The organism is Parafannyhessea umbonata (assembly GCF_012844235.1).
GTDB lineage: Bacteria > Actinomycetota > Coriobacteriia > Coriobacteriales > Atopobiaceae > Parafannyhessea.
Map to the genome: position 1 here is coordinate 1 of NZ_JABAGR010000016.1, position 17,260 is coordinate 17,260.

14 protein-coding genes and 2 pseudogenes are annotated in these 17,260 nt (G+C 58.4%); 9 read left to right on the forward strand and 7 right to left on the reverse strand.

The window, feature by feature from the left end; genetic code table 11:
* Positions 1 to 733 precede the first annotated feature (733 nt).
* From tet(W) to HF885_RS10065, 6 genes and pseudogenes are all read left to right on the forward strand, one after another.
* The gene (gene tet(W) / locus HF885_RS10040) at positions 734 to 2,653 is read left to right on the forward strand and encodes a tetracycline resistance ribosomal protection protein Tet(W) (protein WP_130898529.1); all 1,920 of its coding nucleotides are present in this window, start codon (positions 734 to 736) and stop codon (positions 2,651 to 2,653) included.
* An 81-nt stretch (positions 2,654 to 2,734) separates the two neighbouring features.
* Positions 2,735 to 2,860: pseudogene (locus tag HF885_RS10045) on the forward strand (helix-turn-helix transcriptional regulator); the annotation flags it as partial.
* Positions 2,861 to 2,868: 8 nt separating this feature from the next.
* Positions 2,869 to 3,486: a hypothetical protein gene (locus HF885_RS10050; protein WP_154540426.1), complete on the forward strand. Its 618-nt coding sequence runs from the start codon at positions 2,869 to 2,871 to the stop codon at positions 3,484 to 3,486.
* 2 nt (positions 3,487 to 3,488) lie between these two features.
* Positions 3,489 to 6,674: a GIY-YIG nuclease family protein gene (locus tag HF885_RS10055; protein WP_154540424.1), complete on the forward strand. Its 3,186-nt coding sequence runs from the start codon at positions 3,489 to 3,491 to the stop codon at positions 6,672 to 6,674.
* A gap of 6 nt (positions 6,675 to 6,680) precedes the next feature.
* Complete coding sequence (locus tag HF885_RS10060; RefSeq protein ID WP_170104776.1) at positions 6,681 to 8,459, forward strand: ATP-dependent nuclease; 1,779 nt, start codon at positions 6,681 to 6,683, stop codon at positions 8,457 to 8,459.
* Positions 8,456 to 9,802, forward strand: a complete 1,347-nt coding sequence (locus HF885_RS10065) for a UvrD-helicase domain-containing protein (protein WP_154540418.1) — start codon at positions 8,456 to 8,458, stop codon at positions 9,800 to 9,802. Before HF885_RS10060 ends, HF885_RS10065 begins: the two co-directional genes overlap by 4 nt.
* 312 nt (positions 9,803 to 10,114) lie before the next feature.
* On the opposite strand, the gene HF885_RS10070 is transcribed toward HF885_RS10065, so the two are convergent.
* The 5 genes from HF885_RS10070 to HF885_RS10090 all read right to left on the reverse strand — a co-directional run bounded on the left by HF885_RS10070 (position 10,115) and on the right by HF885_RS10090 (position 14,204).
* On the reverse strand, positions 10,115 to 10,522 hold the full coding sequence (locus tag HF885_RS10070; RefSeq protein ID WP_154540416.1) for a YraN family protein: 408 nt from the start codon (positions 10,520 to 10,522) through the stop codon (positions 10,115 to 10,117).
* A gap of 419 nt (positions 10,523 to 10,941) precedes the next feature.
* Positions 10,942 to 11,157 (reverse strand): hypothetical protein, encoded by a 216-nt coding sequence (locus tag HF885_RS10075; RefSeq protein ID WP_154540414.1) that lies wholly within the window; start codon positions 11,155 to 11,157, stop codon positions 10,942 to 10,944.
* A 265-nt stretch (positions 11,158 to 11,422) separates the two neighbouring features.
* A complete protein-coding gene (locus HF885_RS10080) occupies positions 11,423 to 12,247 on the reverse strand; it encodes a nucleotidyl transferase AbiEii/AbiGii toxin family protein (RefSeq protein ID WP_154540412.1) in 825 nt (274 codons plus the stop codon).
* Complete coding sequence (locus tag HF885_RS10085) at positions 12,240 to 12,773, reverse strand: type IV toxin-antitoxin system AbiEi family antitoxin domain-containing protein (RefSeq protein ID WP_154540410.1); 534 nt, start codon at positions 12,771 to 12,773, stop codon at positions 12,240 to 12,242. Before HF885_RS10085 ends, HF885_RS10080 begins: the two co-directional genes overlap by 8 nt.
* A gap of 192 nt (positions 12,774 to 12,965) precedes the next feature.
* Positions 12,966 to 14,204, reverse strand: a complete 1,239-nt coding sequence (locus HF885_RS10090) for a tyrosine-type recombinase/integrase (RefSeq protein ID WP_154540408.1) — start codon at positions 14,202 to 14,204, stop codon at positions 12,966 to 12,968.
* A gap of 777 nt (positions 14,205 to 14,981) precedes the next feature.
* Here HF885_RS10090 and HF885_RS10095 point away from each other — a divergent pair.
* The 3 genes from HF885_RS10095 (at position 14,982) to HF885_RS10105 (ending at position 15,880) form a co-directional block, all read left to right on the forward strand.
* Entirely contained in the window at positions 14,982 to 15,149 is a 168-nt protein-coding gene (locus HF885_RS10095) for a hypothetical protein (RefSeq protein ID WP_170104777.1), read from the forward strand.
* Complete coding sequence (locus HF885_RS10100; RefSeq protein WP_170104778.1) at positions 15,146 to 15,436, forward strand: hypothetical protein; 291 nt, start codon at positions 15,146 to 15,148, stop codon at positions 15,434 to 15,436. Before HF885_RS10095 ends, HF885_RS10100 begins: the two co-directional genes overlap by 4 nt.
* A gap of 195 nt (positions 15,437 to 15,631) precedes the next feature.
* Positions 15,632 to 15,880 carry a hypothetical protein gene (locus HF885_RS10105; protein WP_170104779.1) on the forward strand — a complete coding sequence of 83 codons (249 nt, stop codon included), beginning with the start codon at positions 15,632 to 15,634 and terminating at the stop codon, positions 15,878 to 15,880.
* 172 nt (positions 15,881 to 16,052) lie between these two features.
* Here HF885_RS10105 and HF885_RS10110 read toward each other — a convergent pair whose 3' ends face one another.
* Positions 16,053 to 16,205: a hypothetical protein gene (locus HF885_RS10110; RefSeq protein ID WP_170104780.1), complete on the reverse strand. Its 153-nt coding sequence runs from the start codon at positions 16,203 to 16,205 to the stop codon at positions 16,053 to 16,055.
* Between the two features lie 245 nt (positions 16,206 to 16,450).
* A pseudogene (locus HF885_RS10115) lies at positions 16,451 to 16,702 on the reverse strand (LytTR family DNA-binding domain-containing protein); the annotation flags it as partial.
* Positions 16,703 to 17,260 lie beyond the last annotated feature (558 nt).

Consider the following 17,260-nt stretch of genomic DNA (forward strand, 5'->3'; position numbering starts at 1 on the left):
CAGATCGTTGTTTTCGCCCGCTGAGCTGGGCCTATGCCGGAATCTCTCCCACAGAAACCACCGAAGAGCCGAAAATGCTCATGTACGGTAAAGAAGCAAGCAACCGAAAACAATAGATAGACCGCCAGCACTACACTATTCCGAACCAAAGACCAAAAGATAAGCATTTTGAGAAAATCTAAACTTTTGGATTTTCCTACAATGCCGACTACGGCGGAATCCCTCCCACTCCTTATATATTTCTTTCTGTATACATTGAATTTGTATTTAGTAAAATGCAGACAACACCACGGATCGGCTTTTGGCTGGACAATTCCAACCAAACACCGCAGCAGACAGTAGAAACCATTCTGAACGTTAGGAAGCCGGTATGATTGTTACATATAAGGGGAAGAAAAATTTCTTTTAGATACTTGTTTTCCTAAAACTGATGTGATATAATAATTCAAGTCCAGAAAAGGAGTAAAAAATATGCGGCAAGGTATTCTTAAATAAAACTATAATCAAATAGTGGGAACAAAGGATTATGATAGTCCTTTTTGTAGGGGCTTATTTTTTTGTACCCAATTTAAGAATACTTTTGCCTTATCAATTTTGACATATCCCCAAAAACAGCACTCACAAACAGGTGTATGCTGTATATGCGTATGTCCGCAAATTATCCCCAGTGGTAAAAGTATTTTACTGCTGGGGATTTTTATGCCCTTCGGGGCAGTAAAGGGAGGACAATCACATGAAAATAATCAATATTGGAATTCTTGCCCATGTAGACGCTGGAAAGACGACCTTGACGGAGAGCCTGCTATATGCCAGCGGAGCCATTTCAGAACCGGGGAGCGTCGAAAAAGGGACAACGAGGACGGACACCATGTTTTTGGAGCGGCAGCGTGGGATTACCATTCAAGCGGCAGTCACTTCCTTCCAGTGGCACAGATGTAAAGTCAACATTGTGGATACGCCCGGCCACATGGATTTTTTGGCGGAGGTGTACCGCTCTTTGGCTGTTTTAGATGGGGCCATCTTGGTGATCTCCGCTAAAGATGGCGTGCAGGCCCAGACCCGTATTCTGTTCCATGCCCTGCGGAAAATGAACATTCCCACCGTTATCTTTATCAACAAGATCGACCAGGCTGGCGTTGATTTGCAGAGCGTGGTTCAGTCTGTTCGGGATAAGCTCTCCGCCGATATTATCATCAAGCAGACGGTGTCGCTGTCCCCGGAAATAGTCCTGGAGGAAAATACCGACATAGAAGCATGGGATGCGGTCATCGAAAATAACGATAAATTATTGGAAAAGTATATCGCAGGAGAACCAATCAGCCGGGAAAAACTTGTGCGGGAGGAACAGCGGCGGGTTCAAGACGCCTCCCTGTTCCCGGTCTATTATGGCAGCGCCAAAAAGGGCCTTGGCATTCAACCGTTGATGGATGCGGTGACAGGGCTGTTCCAACCGATTGGGGAACAGGGGAGCGCCGCCCTATGCGGCAGCGTTTTCAAGGTGGAGTATACAGATTGCGGCCAGCGGCGTGTCTATCTACGGCTATACAGCGGAACGCTGCGCCTGCGGGATACGGTGGCCCTGGCCGGGAGAGAAAAGCTGAAAATCACAGAGATGCGTATTCCATCCAAAGGGGAAATTGTTCGGACAGACACCGCTTATCCGGGTGAAATTGTTATCCTTCCCAGCGACAGCGTGAGGTTAAACGATGTATTAGGGGACCCAACCCGGCTCCCTCGTAAAAGGTGGCGTGAGGACCCCCTCCCCATGCTGCGGACGTCGATTGCGCCGAAAACGGCAGCGCAAAGAGAACGGCTGCTGGACGCTCTTACGCAACTTGCGGATACTGACCCGCTTTTGCGCTACGAGGTGGATTCCATCACCCATGAGATCATTCTTTCTTTTTTGGGCCGGGTGCAGTTGGAGGTTGTTTCCGCTTTGCTGTCGGAAAAATACAAGCTTGAAACAGTGGTAAAGGAACCCACCGTCATTTATATGGAGCGGCCGCTCAAAGCAGCCAGCCACACCATCCATATCGAGGTGCCGCCCAACCCGTTTTGGGCATCCATCGGACTGTCTGTTACACCACTCCCGCTTGGCTCCGGTGTACAATACGAGAGCCGGGTTTCGCTGGGATACTTGAACCAGAGTTTTCAAAACGCTGTCAGGGATGGTATCCGTTACGGGCTGGAGCAGGGCTTGTTCGGCTGGAACGTAACGGACTGTAAGATTTGCTTTGAATACGGGCTTTATTACAGTCCGGTCAGCACGCCGGCGGACTTCCGCTCATTGGCCCCGATTGTATTGGAACAGGCATTGAAGGAATCAGGGACGCAACTGCTGGAACCTTATCTCTCCTTCACCCTCTATGCGCCCCGGGAATATCTTTCCAGGGCTTATCATGATGCACCGAAATACTGTGCCACCATCGAAACGGTCCAGGTAAAAAAGGATGAAGTTGTCTTTACTGGCGAGATTCCCGCCCGCTGTATACAGGCATACCGTACTGATCTGGCCTTTTACACCAACGGGCAGAGCGTATGCCTTACAGAACTGAAAGGGTATCAGGCCGCTGTCGGCAAGCCAGTCATCCAGCCCCGCCGTCCAAACAGCCGCCTGGACAAGGTGCGCTATATGTTTCAGAAGATAATGTAACGTCTTGCGCAATGCAAGCGTTCATTGCTGGCTATTGCGAAATATCATTGATAAAATCAGTATCAGAGAGGAGAAACTATTTTGAACCAGGAACAGACGAATATTACAACAGGAAAGCAAATACGTCATCTGCGAACACAATTGGGAATGACACAGGAAGAACTAGCCGGGGAATTGAATGTTACCCGGCAGGCACTATCGAATTGGAATGGCCTGTGCTAATCCGCTATAACGAGGCGGTAGATATAATACGAAAGGTTCAGAAGCTCGGTGAGCCTACGCTCGATTTATTGGGCACATCCTTAATGCCCTTCGGGCTGTCGACAAAAGTTCGCGGAGATTCCTCTCCGAAAATGGATGACGACTTGATCCTCCACTCTAGCGCAGGCGAATCTTACTTCCGCAGAAAGGATCTCCCAAAAGGTGACGAGTTGCTGTCGGGCTACAAGGTTCTCATGAGCAAGACTGGCGCCGAGCACGCTGGCGAGCCTGACAAAGACGGGCAATTCAGAGTACTCACGAAATCCATGCAGGTGATTGGACCAAATCACATCTGTACCCACTCATACTTTTTGATGGGTAGGTTTGATACGGAAGACGCTGCTAATAGCCTGCTCTCTTATCTACGTACTAAGTTCGTTAGATTCTTAGTACTCCAGATGATGACATCGATTAACGTATCAAAGGCCGTTTTTCAATTTGTTCCTCAGCAGAACTGGTCAAAGGTTTGGACTGATGAAGAGCTCTATTCGAAGTATGAGCTTTCCAATGATGAGATCAACTTCATCGAAACTATGATTAAGCCATTTGATAGTACTGCTAGGAATGAATGACCATGGCCACCGATTTCTTCCCGCCACGCCCCGACGCCCAACCCATCATCTACGCGTACCGCGAGCCAAACAACCCGCAGCTCAAGGGGCTCCTCAAGGTCGGTTACACCTCCAGGACCATCGAGGAGCGCATGCACGAGCACTACCCGACGCTGAAACCCGGCGAGAAGCCCTACGAGGTCGTTTTCACTGCGTCCGCCATGCGCGACGACGGCACCGTGTTCCTGGACCACGAGGTGCACGCCAACCTCGAGGAGAACGGCTTCAAGCGCCTGCGCGACCGCGACGGCAAGAAGACCGAGTGGTTCCGCTGCACCGTCGATGACGTGAGGGCCGCCTACGTCGCCGTGCGCGACCGCGCCGAGAACGTCGAACGGCGCACGCAGACCTTCAGGATGCGGCCCGAGCAGGCGGCGGCCGTCCACAAGACCGAGGCCTACTTCCGCTCCATCGAGGAGGAGGGCGGCGCGCGCACGCCCAAGTTCCTCTGGAACGCGAAGATGCGCTTCGGCAAGACGTTCGCCACATACGAGCTTGCCAAGGACATGGGCTTCAGGCGGGTGCTCGTGCTCACCTTCAAGCCGGCGGTCCAGGCGGCGTGGGAGGAGGACCTCGCCACGCACGTCGACTTCGAGGGATGGCAGTTCATCAGCCGCCCCAAGGAGCCGGGCAGGCCGGACATCGCCGAGCAGTACGAGGCGGCCGACAAGTCCCGCCCGATCGTCTGCTTCGGCTCCTTCCAGGACTTCCTCGGTCGGGACCGGTCGGGGCGCATCAAGCCGCAGCACGAGTGGGTGCGCGAGGAGGACTGGGACCTGGTCGTCTTCGACGAGTACCACTTCGGCGCGTGGAACGATAACTCCAAGACGCTCTTCGAGCCCGAGGACGAGGACGAGCGGGACACGCAGGAGGACATCGACACCCGCGTCGGCCACGTGAACACGGGAAACGAGATGGACGAGGGCGACCTGCCGATTGTGACCCGCTACTACCTCTTCCTCTCCGGCACGCCCTTCCGGGCTCTCAACTCCGGCGAGTTCATCGAGGAGCAGATCTTCAACTGGACGTACTCCGACGAGCAGAGGGCCAAGGAGGCATGGCCAAGCGAGCACCCCGGCCGGCCGAACCCCTACGAGAGCCTGCCGCGCATGGTCATGCTCACCTACCAGATGCCCGACGAGATCCGCAGGGTTGCGCTCGGCGGCGAGTACAACGGCTTCGACCTCAACGCCTTCTTCGAGGCCAGGGGGGAGGGCGACGAGGCGGAGTTCGTGCTCAAGGACTCGGTCCAGAAGTGGCTCGACCTTATCCGGGGGGCCTACAGGCCCTCGGCGGTGGACGACCTGAAGCTCGGGGCCGAGAAGCCAGCCCTCCCGTACTCCGACACGCGGCTCCTCCGCGTGCTCAACCACACGCTCTGGTACCTGCCACGCGTCAACAGCTGCTACGCGATGCGCAACCTCCTCGCCGAGCCGCAGAACGTCTTCTTCCACGACTACACGGTGAACGTCTGCGCGGGACCTGAGACAGGAGTCGGCGAGGCGGCGCTCGACAAGGTGCGCGAGTCGATGGCCGACCCGCTCAACTCGCAGACCATCACCCTCACCTGCGGCAAGCTCACGACGGGCGTCACCGTGAAGCCCTGGACGGGGATATTCATGCTGACGAACATGAAGAGCCCGGAGACGTACTTCCAAGCCGCGTTCCGCGTGCAGTCCCCCTGGACCGTCACGGATGACTCCGGGAAGACACAGATCGTCAAGAAGGAGTGCTACGTCTTCGACTTCGCGCTCGACCGCTCGCTGCGCATGGTCTCCGACTACAGCTGCCGCCTCAAGGTGGACGAGAACGAGGGGCCGGAGCAGAAGGTCGGCGAGTTCATCAACTTCCTGCCGGTCCTCGCCTACGACGGGAGCGCCATGCGCCCCGTGAGCGCCGCCGACATTCTCGACATCGCGATGGCCGGGACCTCAGCGACGCTCCTGGCACGGCGCTGGGAGAGCGCGCTGCTCGTCAACGTAGACAACGACACCCTGCGCCGTATCCTCGGTAACGAAGACGCGCTGAAGGCGCTCATGAGCATAGAGGGCTTCCGCAACCTCAACCAGGACATCGAGACGATCATCAACCGCTCCGAGGCCATAAAGAAGGCCAAGCGCGAGAAGGACAACCTCACGCCCAAGGAGCAGAAGGAGATGACCGCCGAGGAGAAGGAGCTCAAGAGCAAGCGCAAGCAGATTCAGGAAAAGCTCATCAAGTTCGCGACGCGAATCCCCGTCTTCATGTACCTCACGGACTACCGCGAGCAGACGCTCAAGGACGTGATCACGCAGCTGGAGCCCGGCCTCTTCAAGAAGGTGACCGGACTCACGGTCAAGGACTTCGAGCTCCTGGTGTCGCTTGGGGTCTTCAATGACGCCCTCATGAACGATGCGGTCTACAAGTTCCGCCGCTACGAGGACTCCTCCCTCACCTACGCTGGCGTGAACCGCCACGAGGGCGAGAGGGTCGGTCTCTTCGATACTACCCTCTCTGACTTCGAGTACATGGAGATGGCCCAGCAGGAGTCGATGGTGGCTCCAGATGGGCTGGCCAAGGTTCCCTCTGGGACTTCGACGGCTGAAGTCCGCAAGTCCCAGAGGGCCACCTCCGAGCCGGCTGCGAGTGCTGACACTGCCAAGCCAGCAGCCAACACGACGGCAGGCTCTGCGCCAACTCTTCATGCCTCGGCTCTCGCCAAGGAGGAGAGGCGTGATTGGCTCAGCGACGAGCTGGACGACGCTGGGCTCGAGTACATCGACAGGCGGCCGAACGACGGCTGTCTCTGGATAATCAACACCCCGGGCGCAATCGAAATCCTCGAGAGGCTGAACGACCGTGGAGCCAGCTTCAAGCTCAGCCGCCATGGCGACAAGGCTACCGGCGGTCGGTCCGCCTGGTGGCTCAGGGGCTACCCGAAGGAGAAGGGCGGGGTCGCAAAGGTCAAGCCACCTGTTACAAAAGCCGAGCTTGATGCTTTGAAGCCAGGCGACACCGTCCTCCACAAAGCTTTCGGCTATGGGCAGATTGTTGATTTGGACAGCTCCTACATTGAAGTGTCGTTCGAGAACGACAACCACAAGAAGAAGCCTTCTCGCAAATTCGTGTTCCCTGGGTCGTTCTACCAGGGATTGCTGAGGATTGGATAGCTGCTTATGAGGGTCTCAAGAGTTAGAATCGTAAACTATCGTAACCTCAAGTCCATCGATGTTCCCTTCGACAATCTCGTTGCTCTTGTCGGCGAGAACAACAGCGGAAAATCCAACTTTCTCAAGGCCCTCTCGTTGCCGTTCACGAACGATGAGAGTGGTGTCAGCAAGAGCCTCTCATGGTTCGACATCAATGATGAGGCGAAGGAGGGGTACTACTCCTTCATCCAAGAGCATAGGCAAGATATTCTCGAGGAGCACGTCGACCCCGAGTCCTTCCGCTCGATAATCCCGTCAGTTTCTGTGACCATTGATTTTCAGCCCGAACCAATCGACGCCTATGACGTGAAAGATATATTGGTTCCAGAAGGGGACAACGTGGTCCCACGGATTCAGTACAAATGGTCCGTGTCAGACCCTCAAGACCTGCTGAGCCTGGTTTCTTCCCTTCTCAGGGACGAAGAAGACATATCAGACATAAAGATGAGCCTCCTGCCTATGAATGAGTTCAGGTATGAAGTGGTCACGCCCAGTTCCGAGGGCAACAAGTGGCTGCCCTATGACGTATCTACTCGGTTCAAATGCTTCGAGCTCTCGGCGAATCGAGACGACTTTGCAGCTAACCCTAAGAGGATTGGCTCAAAACCGCTGATTCACTTACTGCAAGGCAAGGTTGACTCAGAGGGACAGAAGCGGATAGAGAAAGGATACGGTGGGTTTCTGGAAACAATCCGCGAAGCCGCCAAGCTGGACGAAGTCATCAACTGGCAGGACTACTCTGACGACCCTCATGCGAGGGACTTTTTCGATTCAATCAGCGTCCTTCCCAACATGCCGGCAATGAGTAGCATCCTCTCTGGCATCCGTCTCGGGTACGATGACGAAAGCCTTTCCTTACAGGGTCTCGGACATCGTAACCTCGTCCTCATGGCAGTTATGCTGAATGCTTATCTCGAAGCGTCCCATGACATCTCGCTTCGGGTCGTGGAGGTCGAGGAGCCAGAAGCACATCTGTGCGCGAATAACGTCCTTCTGATGGCGAGCTTCTTCAAGGCATTTGGCGACAAGGACAGTCGAACGCAACTGGTCTACACGACTCACGATGCTGAATTCGTTAACAAGGTCGGACTGGACAAAGTCATCGTGCTCCATGGCGGTGCTGCAGTTAGTCTAAAAGAAGAGCTCGGACCAGAAGAGATGGATTACCTTTCGAATAATCCAAACACCGACATCTTCAAGCTGCTCTTCTCGCACAGGCTTGTTCTTGTTGAGGGCATTACTGAAGAGCTACTCATCAAGTCCTTCTTGCAGGCAAAACGAGGGCTGAACGACATCAAGGTATTATCGTTCCACAAGGGATATCGAGACATCATCGACATCTGGAAGAAAATCAACTTGGGCAATGCCAACAAGCTTGCTGTCATCCGGGACTTCGACGACCAGCCCAACGCAAAACGTGAGCATGAAAAGAAAGCAGACAGCCAGGTGTATGTGAGCACGACGACTGGCTATACCCTTGAGACAGACTTTGTTAATTCAGGGGACAACTACCAGATGCTAATAAAACATTACGGCGAAGAGTTTGGCTGGGTTGGAATGGATGAGAACCAGCTTCAAGAAGACTGGCGCAAGAACAAGAAGACTGGCGTCATGTTTCGGGTCTGCCACGACCTGGTCGACGGCAAACTCCCCGAGTTTACGATGCCCTCTCACATAATGGCGGCGCTCGACTTTTTGAACGAACCTATAGAAAAGAAGCAGGCAGGACCAGAGGCATTGGTATGAGGATAGAGGTTGCTGGTGCCGGAGCCGGAAAGACGTCAAGCATGGCGTCCCGTATCCTCTCTGAGCAGGTCCCCGAAGGCAAGGTAGTCTTCTGCGTGGCGTTCACCAATGCTGCCGTCCATAACATCGAATCCAGGATTATTGGGCAGAACGGGAGCGTTCCGGAGAATGTTAAGGTCAGCACCATCCACTCGTTCTTATATTCCGAACTTGTGCAACCTTATTACCACCTGCTTTTTGGGAGTCGCTATGAAAAAATCTCCACTATTAACCTTCCTTACAAACCACAGTTAAGAAATGCCATTATCAGCAACTTGGAGAAGGAGGGGGCTCTCCACCAGACAATGATCCCCAAGAGGGCCAAGTGGGTAGTAGACAAAAAATCCGATGACAAGGCAACAACGAAAAGAATGCGGAAGAGGGTCCTGTCATTTTTCGGCTACTACTGCCACAAAATCGTTGTGGACGAGGCCCAAGACATTGACGACGACATGCTCGATGTTTTCCTTGCCCTCGATCAGGCGGGCATAAAGCTCGAGCTTTTCGGCGATCCGAAGCAGGACCTGAGAGGGCATAAATGCTTCCGAAAGCTTATCTCGACATTTCCAGACGAAGTAAGCTACAAGCGCGATTGCCACAGATGCCCAGAGGCGCATCTTCATCTCTCCAACCGTTTAGCCTGTGAGGCTGAACGGCAGGTCGCTGACGCGAAGGCTCGAGAAGGTAGCATCAACGTCTACTTTGAATCAGATGTTGGGCCAGATGTAGCTAAGTTCATCGAGAACGGAAGGTACGGCCTAGCTTATATCAGCAAAAAGAACGCACGCTTCAACACCCATTCCGAAGATGTCTGCCACGCGAATGATGAGGCGCTCAATCATGATCTTGAATCTCAAATCAGAGTAAAGCATGGGAACACTCTCACCGAATTGGAGTTGAGGCGAGAAGCATTCTTCGTTGCCAACCAGATGAAGTCACTCATCATTGCCGGCCAACATGCGAAGCCTGTAATTTACAAGTATGTGAATTCTGGAGTATTTGACTTTGACAATAAAAGGTGCAGCAGAATCGCCGAGGCGCTTTCGAGATTAAGTAATTCACAAGGCGGTGGTGTAGCCGTCAGATCCATTGAAGCCATAAAAGGGCTAGAGGATACAAAGTGTCTCTTCATACTCACCACTGATTTGACGCCATATTTATTGGGAGATAACAAACAGGACAACAGGACCAAGCACTTGTTGTATGTGGCGCTAACGCGTTCATTGGACGAATTATCCGTCCTTGTAACGAAGGAAGTCGAAGATAAGTACGGAAGGGAGCGAATCAAGAAAGCGCTCACTTAGTCATGCATCGTGTTCCGGCCAGTGATGTCGATGAAATGAAGTTTCCGACCACGTCACAGAGTTGATGATATCCATGGTCTATAGGTCATCTCAGGGTGCATCTAGGTTGAGAAATGGGGGCTCAACAGCCATTGAGAATGACTTTCAAACAAGTAGTTCTCTCCCCGCCGTCGCTAGGTGTTCCTGACGGCGGGGAGAGCGGCCGCGGGAGGGCTTGGCTGCGGCCGTGGCGGCTGGAAGGGGCGACCGCCCGGGTTTCCCCGAGCGGTCGCCCTCCTGCCGTGAGCGGTTTCCGTGGTTTGATGTCCTGGGTCACTCCTCCCTATCCGCCCAATGCCAGGCGCCGATGAGGTGGCGGAGCCTTGCCTGGCGCTCTCCCGCCACGACGATGGAAATCACGTCGTGGCGTATCGCGTCCACGTCGTCGTGGTCCGCGAGGTAGAGCAGGCATGCACGCCTCATTATCACGAACTCGGCCGCGCCGACGTTGAGTTCGGGCATGCGCGCAGAGCCCTCCTCGTAGGCGGAGATGACGGCTATGAGCACGGTCTCGTCGCCGTCCGTGGCCACGATGGGCGCGTCCTCGCAGTCGCAGGACCAGCCGTCTCCTGTGCGGACCTCGTATCCCCTGTGGGCGAGGTAGTCCCTCGCGATGCCCTCGCACGTGGCGACGAGACTCTCCTCGGTCACTGCTGCGGCGCTCTCTGTCTTCTCGGTCATGGCGACCTCCCTAGGACGTGGGAAGGCCCTTTGCCCTCCCTCGCCCAACGAGCGGCAAGGCCCGCGTGGCGGGGCGCCGCGCCCCTGCGGGCGTGGCGCGGCGCCGACCCAGTCGCGCGGGCCGCCAGGGAGTGGGAAGAGGTGCTTGCTCCCTGTGCCAGCGTCTTGGGCGAGGGAGGGCTTGGAGGTGTCGGCGCGGAAGTGCGGCGAACTTCTGCACCGACCCGGCGCGGGGGCGACCTCCGCTACCGCGCCGGCCGGGCGCTTTCGACGACCGCGAGGATAGGGGATGCCGACGATGTCCCCGGCGCAGCGGATGTCGGAAGGGCACATCCGGCCCGGTGTCCCCACGCTCCTGCGGGAGCGTGGGGACCGACTTGCAACTCACGCAGCGCCTAGCCCGCGCGGTGAGGATGACCCTACCGCGCAGGGAAGCCGCCTCCCGCATGGGAGTGCGCCTCGGTCGCCTCGGCGAGCTCCCTTACCAAACGCCCCAGGAAGCACATCGCGGCGTCCGCAGCGTCACTTGGCGCCGAAGAGAGGTCGACGTTCTCCAGGATTGCCGAGATGCCCTTCTCCGCGAACGCGACCTCTTCGAGGTCCGCGTTGCCGTCGGCATCGTAGATCCACTTCATCGTCCTGACTCCATGTCTCGTATCGTATGTTGTGGTGGCTATGCCAGTGGTGCCTTCGAGTAAAAATTAGGCGGAGGCGCTCGTGCGTCCCCGCCACATAAAACCCTCTCGGGTTTTGACATCTGGTTCCATTCTAGCCAGCCGTGATTGGCGGTCAATCGGGTTCGTGGTCTTGACGTCGCCGTGCTAATGGGGGCAGCGTGTGGTCGCATTCTGAGTCCTGCGACTGGTATCGAAGGACGGGGAGCGGCCTTGCGACTTCCAGCTACCGTGCGGCATCGATGCGGGCGACGAGCCCGTTGGCCCACTCGATGGCTTCCGCGAGGTCCTGCAGCACGCCGAGCCCCTCCGCCTGGGTGGCGTAGAGCTCGCCCCAGCCCTCTCCGGCGACGACCCTGGGCGGCCACTCCTGAGCCTTCCGGTAGGCGAAGAGCCTCACGCAGACCCGCCTCGTGCGCGCCAGGTCCACGTCTGCGTTGCCCATGATGAGTTGGAGGTCAACGAGGTCGCGCACGCGGTCGCCGCCGCTCGTGAGCCCGTGTAGCTTCTGGGCCACCTGGTAGCAGAGGTCCATGAGGGCCACGTCCCCGACGGCGGGGAACCCGAGCCTCTCGAGGGCGCCCGAGGCCTCCGCCTGGCAGGTCACGTCTGCCCGCTCGGCGTCGCCGATCTCGTCGAACCCCACCTCGAGGGGCACCGTGCACCAGGGCCTTCCCAGGTAGGAGAGCTTCACGTCGTAGGGGCGCATCACGTACTCGCCGGGGATGCCCGGTGGCGCGGCGGGCTCGCGGCGCACGACGCGGCCGGTGAACCCCTCCCATCCGGCGGCGAGCGCATCGGACAGCCTCGCCGCGTACTCGTCCGGGTCGCTCGCCGTGGCGGTGTCGAGGTCGGTAGTGTAGCGCGTGGCCCCGGACCCGAAGCGCATCCTGACGGCGCTTCCGCCCTTCACGACCCCGTCGGGCAGCATCTGGGCCACTATGGCGTTGGCCACGAGGGTGCGCATGCGCACGTAGCCGTCGGCGGTGCCGCCGGAGGCCCTCCGGATGGCGTCGTCCAGGTGCCTCATGCTGTTGGGGCGCTTAGACATGGGCGCCCACCTCCCCCTCGATCTCCGCAAGCTCGGCCGGCGTGACGTAGCCCCTCCGCTCCGCCTCGCGCGCCGCGTCGACGGCGCGGGCGGGCCCCAGGGTCCTCGCCGCCTCGCGGATCGCGTCGGCGGCCTCCTGGCAGGCTATGCCCTCGTACAGCGTGACCCGGTCCGGGTGCCTCCGCCAGACGAGCCTCACGCCCTCGCCGAGGCTGCGCCTGGTCCTCCTGGGCGTCGCCACCCAGATGGCGCGCGGGTCGGTGGGGCAGAGCCCGAGGAGCGCCACCACGGACTCGCCGTAGAGGTAGGCGCCCTCGCCCGCGGCCCTCACGGCGATCGCGTAGGGGGCTTGCTCCTGGTAGGGCCACACGGGCACGCGGTAGACGCCGCGGGCCACGCGCTCGAGCCTGCCGCGCGCCGCGTACTGCACCACCTCCGCGTCGGAGGCGCCGAGCGCCCTCGCGTCCGCGGACGTCACGAGGCCGTAGTCGTCGGCCGCCCCGTATATGTCGTCTATCTTAGCCATGGCATTAGTATAGCGAATACACTCTACATCTGACACATCCTCAATCGTACGCTCCATAATGCGATCCTCCAAAGTCGCCATCGGCGTTCCATTCGCCCCAGGGTGTGCATCCGCACGCGCCGCGGCAATCGGACTCGCTTCCGCCCCGAATCCTCTTCAGATACTTCGATGGGTGCCGCCTGCACCCCGTTCCTACGAGAGCCCCGCGGACATGATCTTGCCCATGAGGTCCATGCTGACCTTCTTGCTGTCTGCGAGCGCGTCGGCGTAGACGTTGAGGGTCATCGCCGCGTTGGAGTGGCCGAGGATGGCGCTCACGGTCTTCACGTCCACGCCGGAGCCGATCGCCATCGTCGCGAATGTGTGCCTGAGGTCGTGGAACCTCGGCGGCTCGCCCTGGGAGCCCACGAGCCTCGCCACCCTCACGAAAGCCCGCCACTCCTGCCCCAGCGCCATGGGGCTCTTCCAGGCGCCGGTGACGGCGCTGCCCACGACGAAGAGCCCCTCGTCCCAGTCGAGGCCCATCGCCTCGCGCTCGCCGTGCATGGCGCGCGCCCTCGCCTCAAGCACGCGGGCGAGCTCGTCGCCGTAGGGGATGGTCCTGGCCGAGCTCCTGGTCTTGGGCGTGGAGAGCGCGAAGGTGCCGCTCGCCCTCGTGAGCGCGTGCGAGACCCGGATCTTGCGCGACACGCGGTCGACGTCCTGCCACCTGAGGGCGCATATCTCGCCCTGCCTCATCCCCGTCATGAGCGCGAGGAGCACGGCCGTGGAGAACGGGTCGGCGACGCTCCCGAGCGTCTGGTTGAGCTGCCGGACGCTCGCGGCGTCGAGGGAGTTTATCGGCTTCGTGGGCCTCTTTGGCGCGTCGACGAGGTCGAAGGGGTTCGACGGGATGTCGCCCAGCCTGCGCGCCCTGATGAAGGCGGTCTTGAGCAGCACGTGGGTGTGCGAGACGGTGTTGCCGCCGTAGCCGTCCTGCACCATGTCGCGCTCGAACTCCTGGATCTGCCTCGCGGTGACCTGCCCCACGGGGGTCCTGCCGAGCTCGGTGCCCAGGAGGTGCTTCGCGTACCAGCGGTAGCCGTCCGCCGTGGAGGCGAGGATGTTGCCGGTGGACTCCTTCATGTCTATGTAGTCGAGGACGTAGCGGTAGACAGGCGTCTCGCAGGAGACGGTGCCGGAGAGCTCCTCGTCCTTTCGGACTTCCTCGTCGCGCCACTCCCTGAGGAAGTCCTCGGCGGCGCCCTTCCCGCGGTTGTCCCTGGTGACCTTCCCGGTCTTCCTGCTCACCCTGTCGGGGTAGCAGGCGACGGGGGTGTTTCGTGTCATCCTCCTCTGACTGCCGTCCTCGTCCTGCCAGCTGATCGCGGCCCTCCAGTGGCCGGACCTCTCGTCCTTGAAGACGAACCCGTTGCTCAGATTCCTCGGCATCGTGCCCCCATCAACGTTTGAACCTTTGATGCGCCCGCCCGCGGCCGTCGCAGTACGTGCAGTACGTGGATAGTACGTGGCGTACTATTTGCGTACTGCGGACGACTTTACATGACGGGGGCTGTGGTCGTCTCATGTTCGTCAAGGTCAGCAAATGCCCAGTTAAACAGCACAATTTGTGGAAGTGGTGTCCTCTGGTGTCTATTGACATTCATCAAGGATTGCGCCCTGGGGGTCAAGGGGTCGCTGGTTCGAATCCAGTCCACCCGACCATATGAATTCAAAACCAGGGACTTGTTCCCTGGTTTTTTCTTAAGAATTTTTGCAGTAACCCTCGTGGCGACTTCTGTATGAAATGCTCCGGCGTCGAGCTCATCGCACGTGTGTCCTTACCTCCGCCAGCATCATCTCCTAAGGTATTTGAAAGACCTTCGACGAGGCTCTAACAAGAAGGTGCCTGAGAAGTGCGCATCGTGCGTTAAGCTCATCCTGGATGAACTTGGGAAGTCGAGCTCGAGGTGTTTGATTATGATGCTGCTCGCCATCGTCAACGTAAGTTGCGACGGGTTGAGGCAAATGGCTTAGAGTCGAAATACGCGCTGTAAGGCTGCTGTCGAAGTATAGGTTGCTCAGAGGGCTCGAACGCGGGTGGCCTACGGCAAGGACAGCAGGGCCCCGTTAGCGTGCGGCCGTTGAGGGTCGCCAGGACGCTGGCGAGGGTCATTCGCGGCAGGAAGGACTACGACGGCGGCGGCGTGCGCCTGCTCGACGGGTAGAATGGACAGTAAGGGGAGCTGCATCGCCCAGGACCTCGCGGACAGGCTCGGCGTTACGGTGACGGCTCCGAACGGCACGATATACGTTAACCCAGACGGAACGTTCTACGTCGGCAGGCACGGAAATGGGAGCATGGTCGCGTTTGTGCCGAGTGGGGAGAGACGATGATCTACGCAAATTCGAGTGACTACGATAACGGCATTGCCCCGAGGCTCGGCGTGCCAAGGCGCGACAAGGAGGCCCTGCTTCGCGCCATGACAAGCGAGGAGCCGATTGCCATTGCTGCTGGGTACCTCGTTGACTACTCGAAGGGCAAGCCGACAGATATTGTCGACATGTTATACGAGAAGAACGGCGTACGCTGGTCAAGGGAAGAGGCTTGGAACCTCGAACACAACGACATGGAGGTATCCGACGAGTTCGCGGACGCGCTTCTCGGGAGAAGCAGGCGGTAGCCTGCCCAGACAATCATTTCGCGGTAGGAAGGGGCCGCCCATCAGGGGCGGCCCCTTTTCATGCCCGTTACCGCCGTCGGACCATCCACGGTGACGCCCGGCCAGCGCAAAGGGGCCACGACGCCCGGCCAGCGCAAAGGGGCCGCCACAGCCGCGCAGGGAAGCGCGCAAACAAACCGTGGATTGGAGAGGCACATGGCAGACGAGCATGATCCCAAGAACGAGCCCGAGGTGGAGCCGGAGGGCGGCGGAGGCGATGGCCCCAAGGACAGCCGCGGCCAGGAGGGGATCTCCAAGGTCAAGTACGAGTGCGAGCGTCGCGAGTGGGAAGCCAAGGTGGCCGCATTGAGGAGAAGCTTGGTACCAAGGTCGTGTTCGTCGACTACGATGTCGCCGACGAAATTAGCAACGCTGTTCCAATTGAGTCCCGTACTGGGGAAGTAACCAGCGAGCATGTGAAGGCGCTGCCTCGCAGCTCTTACCTACGGCCGTCGTGGAAGCGGTCGAGCACCTCTTGGTACTCCGCGCGCTTCCTGCGAAAAGCCACCGTGAAGACAACCGTCAGAACCGAAAGAATCGCAAGGTAGATGCCCGCGAACCCCGCTCATGCCAGCGGCTACTCCACCGGCAGCCACTGTCCCAGCAGCGCGCACCCAGCGAGCGCGACGAAGTACGTAACGCCAAACCCGGCGACACGCCCCGCGTACCCTAAGCGCGACGCCGATCGGAAGTTGAACCAGAGCTGCTGCAGCACGCCCCCGCCAGACATGCTAGGACCCAGCTCGCTGCGCCGCGTGTGGCTTCGTACAATCCGCCGGATACGACAATATCCGACACGACCCAAGCAAGGATTGCGGCTACCGCCCACGCGCTTCCTACGAACAAGCCCATGGTCACTGCGCGGCCCGCGCCCTCGTGCTCTTCGCTATCAAAGACGCCGTACGCAAGGTCCTTGTGGCTCATTGTGGCTCCTCTCATCTGTCGTCGCTTACCCAATGATGCCAATCTTCGACTTCACCTACGATGCGTAGTTGCGCGAGACAACGACTCGTGGCCGCCCTTAAGCCCCAGCACCAGCCGGCTGCCAAACTCCGGCCTGATGGTTTGGACGTTGTCCAGGTTCACGACCTCCTGCCGCAAAACACGCACGAATTCAGTCTGCTGCAGCGCCGCCTCGAGCTCGAACAACCGGGAGGTATTGTGGAGCGGGGACCCGTCCACCATATGGACGAGCGCGTGGTCGGCGTCGGAGCGGATGCTCGCGACACTGGCAAGAGGACCTCGATGCCGCGCTGGCCCTCGCGCTGAATGACCCTCACCCTCATCTGGAGCTCCTTCCTCGGCTGACTTGAAGGTACACTAGGCGAGCGTGCGGGGCCTTGCAAACTCCCGAGTTGCGAAAGGTCGGACCCGAGTTGCATTGGATGTGGGTGCTTGGCGCAGATGTGACGTTTATTTATGCCGCGGAATCGAGAAAAGACAGTCTTTGGCTCCCTCGCGAGGTATCAGGCTGTTGCCTTCTGAGGAGCTGCGAACCTTGTCATTCTGCGGCGATTTCCGTAGAGAAGAACCGAGACTTGGCAGAGCGTTGCAGTTCCCACATCTGTTAGTGGCCTCCACCGCGTCAACTGTGGTAACCGTCGGTATGTGAGATGACCTGCTTGCGATCCACCAAGATCGAGTAACTAGCGGGTTCGTAATGGCTAGCCCATACTCGGCATGCGGATTCGGGATACTTCCCTGCTTACGCTGATGAATGGTGATGAGGTTGTCGAGACGAGCGAAGAGGGCGCCGATTCGCTCCTGCTCCTCTCGCGAAGAAGG